Origin of the sequence: uncultured Thermus sp. (genome assembly GCF_938010445.1) — a bacterium.
Classification (GTDB): Bacteria; Deinococcota; Deinococci; order Deinococcales; family Thermaceae; genus Thermus; species Thermus altitudinis.
Genome location: NZ_CALLUR010000056.1, coordinates 1 through 3,226, shown reverse-complemented (window position 1 = coordinate 3,226; position 3,226 = coordinate 1). Strand labels below are relative to the sequence as shown.

The window sequence follows — 3,226 nt, the reverse complement described above, 5'->3', positions numbered from 1 at the left end:
GGGGGACACGGGGTTCAGAATCCAGCGAGGTGCCACCATCACCGGGAGGCGCTCCGTGAGGTAACGGACCATCTCAAAGCTGGCAGAACCCGAACCCACGATGGGGCCAGCGCGGAACTCGGTGGTGGGGAGGTGGGCTCGCAGGATCTCCCCCACCCTGGCCCGGCTTTGCAAGTGGTGGGAAGGTGTGCCAGTGGGCGGCAGGAGGCCACCTAGGTAGACCACGTGGCCCACGCCGAGCTCTTTGGCTAGGCGCGCAAAGGTCAGCGCCTGTGTTTCTTCGGCTTGGGCAAAGTCCGTTTCCGAAAGCATGGCGTGCACCAAGTAGTAGCCTGCATCCACCCCTAAAAGGGCCCGGCGTACGTCCTCGGGGTTGGCCAGATCGCCTTGGACCACCTCTACCTGTTCTGCCCAGGGCCGGCCCTGGAGGCGAAGGGGATTGCGCACCAGTACCCGAACCCTGTGCCCTCTTTCCAGTAGACGGGGGACTAGCCGGCCCCCCACGTATCCGGTGGCTCCTGTCACCAGAAGGGTCATGGGCTCAGTTTAGGGGGTAGCCATAGGGACTGGGTGGCGGCTACCTCTATAGCTTGCGCCAAGGTCTCCTGGGGGAAAGCCCCATAGCCTAGGGGGCGTGCGGGCGGTGGTGGTGGGGGCAGGGATCGGGGGACTGGTGGCGGCGCGGCTCTTGAGGAAGGCGGGCCTCGAGGTGGTGGTCCTGGAGGCCCACACCTACCCAGGTGGCCTGGCGGGAAGCTTTTACCACAAGGGCTACCGCTTTGATGCGGGGGCCACCTTGGTCTCCGGCCTGGCCCCCGGCGCCCCCCTGGAGGTGGTGGGCCGCCTCGTGGGGCTCAGCTGGCCGGTGAAGCCCTTGCCCCAAGGCTTCCCCCTCATGGAGGTGCACCTGCCTCAGGGCAGGGTGGTGCGCCCCGTGGGCCGTGAGGAGGAAAAGCGTGCCCAGAAGGAGGCGTTTGGCCCCAAGGTCCTGCCCTTTTGGGATTGGCAGGAGGACAGGGCGAGGAGGCTTTTGGCCCTGTCCCCGTGGCTGGCCTGGCCTCCAGAGAGGGAGGAGGTTCTCCCCTTGGCCCGCCGCCTCCCGGGTCTTGCCCCCCTTCTTCCTGACCTGTGGCGGCGGGCTTCCGCCCGGGCCCCCGGCATCCCTGGTTTTCGGCGTTTCCTCGAGGCCCAACTTCTCATCAGCGCCCAATCCCAAGACGCCTATGCCCTGTACGCGGCCCTGGCCCTGGATCTTCCCCACCTAGGCCCCGCCCTGGTGCCAGGGGGCGTGGGCCAGGTGGCGGAGGCCTTGGCGGAGGGTTTAGAGGTGCGCTACCGGGCCCGGGTCCTCCGTCTCCTGCGGGAAGGGAGGAAGGTGGTGGGTGCGGAGGTGGCCTATGGAGGCCGGCGGCGAGGGGAAAGGGAGGTGTTGAAAGGGGAGGTCTTCCTCCTGAACGTGCCCCCCAGGCCCCTTCTGGGTCTACCTGAGGCGGTACCCCGGGACGCCTGGGGGGCTTTTGTGGTCTATGGGGTCTTGCCCTTCGCGGTCAACCCGCCCTTCTACCGGCAGAACGCCAAGGAGAGGCCTTTTGCTTTCCTGTCCCTGCGCCCAGAGGGGAAGAAGACGGTCTTCTCCCTCTCCCTCCACACCCCCTTGGACCCCTGGCTGGGTGTTTCCGCCCCGGAGTACGCACGCCTGAAGGCCCTCTGGCAGGAGAGGGCCCTTTCCTTGGGGGAAGGCCTTTTGCCGGGGTTGAGGGAGGCGGAGCTCCTCTTTGCCGCCACCCCCCTTACCTACCGCCGCTTTGTGGGCCGGGCCTGGGTGGGCGGGTATCCCCAAACCCATCCCTGGCGGTTCCCGCGGGTGCGGGTTTTGGAAAACGCCTTCCGGGTGGGGGAAGGGGTGTTTCCCGGGCAGGGGATTCCCGCCGCGGCCCTCTCCGGCCTGCGCGCCGCCCGGCTGGCCCTAGCCTATTTGGGCTTCAGAGAAGCCCTAGCCTGCTTAGATATGCCAGGATGGCCTGTGCCGTCCGGCCTTCCCGCTCCGTAAGGATGTCCAGGTGGGTCAGGCCCTCCAGCACCCGCACCTGGGCTTGGGTGCCAGGGAGCACCTTTTCCAGACGAAAACCCTGGGGGTCAGGGACCAGGCCCCTTCCCGCCCCTAGGGCCAGGATGGGGTAGGGGAGGGCCTTGGGGACAAGCCCTAGCCCCGTGTGGGGATACCCCGCCGTTTCCAAGAGGAGGCGGAAGGGGAAGTACCACTCGGAAAAGCCTGTCTGAGGGCGGGCATAGGACCGCAAGAAGGCCCGGGGGTCCGTGGCCTCCCCGGTGTCCCGCCACTCCACCACCCTTCCCCTGGGACCCCGCACCGTCTGCACCAACCTCCCCTGGAGAAGGCCAAGGAGGCTCAGGCCCTCCCGGGCCCAGGCCCGGCCTACGCTCACGCTGAAGATGGGGAAGAGGCTATAGTGGTCGTCCACCTTGATGAGGGCCTGCGCCTCCCGGGTGGCCCGGTAAGGGCCCCAAGGTACCACCTCCAAGGGTCGTTGGGCCGCCACAAAGGCCTCGGCCTCCGCCAGGGCCAGGCCCTTGGGGGAGAGAAAGGGGAGTCTAAAGACGGGGTCCGCTTGGCCCGCAAGCAGGGCCCTAAGGCCCGGGAAGGGGCCGAAGGGGGTAGAGGTTCCCTCCCAGAAGGCTTCCGGGGAAAGAGGGGTATCGGGTAGGCCGCCATCCAGGAGCACCAGGCCCGAGAGCCTCTCCCCATGGGCCCAGGCATAGAGGGTAGCCAGGCTGGCCCCCAGGGAGTGGCCGGCCAGGACCACCGGGGCCCTCTGACGGGCGGCCTCCACTGCCAGGTCTAGGTCCTCGAGGTGCACCTCCAGGCCCCATTGGCGCAAGGGGCTCAGGTCGGGCTGGGGAAGGTTCCCGTAGTAGGCCAGGGGGTCCTCCTGGAGAAACCCCTGGCGGTCCTCCAGTCCATTCGCCCGCCTTTCCCAGGCCCAGACCTCGAGGGCCGGCTGCCGTTCCCTTAGGTGCTCGGCCAGGAGGGCGAAGTTGGTGCTGCCTCCCAAGAGGCCGGGCACCAGGAGGAGGACCGCCCTAGGGCTTTCCGCCCGGTAGACCAGGGCATAGCTTCGGTCCAAGGGTCCGTGGCCCGTGGCCGCCCCCGGCAGGGGGAGGTACTCTTGGGCTAGGGCCAAGGAGAAGGCCAAGGCAAGGGGAAGGC

General features: G+C 68.1%; 3 protein-coding genes. 1 reads left to right on the top strand and 2 read right to left on the bottom strand.

From position 1 onward, the window contains the following. On the bottom strand, positions 1-537 hold a 537-nt coding region (locus Q0693_RS03130; protein ID WP_298629136.1), incomplete at its 3' end, for an NAD(P)H-binding protein. A 97-nt stretch (positions 538-634) separates the two neighbouring features. Here Q0693_RS03130 and Q0693_RS03125 point away from each other — a divergent pair. Continuing rightward, the gene (locus Q0693_RS03125) at positions 635-2,050 is read left to right on the top strand and encodes an NAD(P)/FAD-dependent oxidoreductase (RefSeq protein WP_298629135.1); all 1,416 of its coding nucleotides are present in this window, start codon (positions 635-637) and stop codon (positions 2,048-2,050) included. On the opposite strand, the gene Q0693_RS03120 is transcribed toward Q0693_RS03125, so the two are convergent. Next, positions 1,983-3,212, bottom strand: a complete 1,230-nt coding sequence (locus tag Q0693_RS03120) for an alpha/beta hydrolase (RefSeq protein WP_298629138.1) — start codon at positions 3,210-3,212, stop codon at positions 1,983-1,985. The two genes, Q0693_RS03125 and Q0693_RS03120, sit on opposite strands and share 68 nt — an antisense overlap. Between the last annotated feature and the right edge of the window lie 14 nt (positions 3,213-3,226).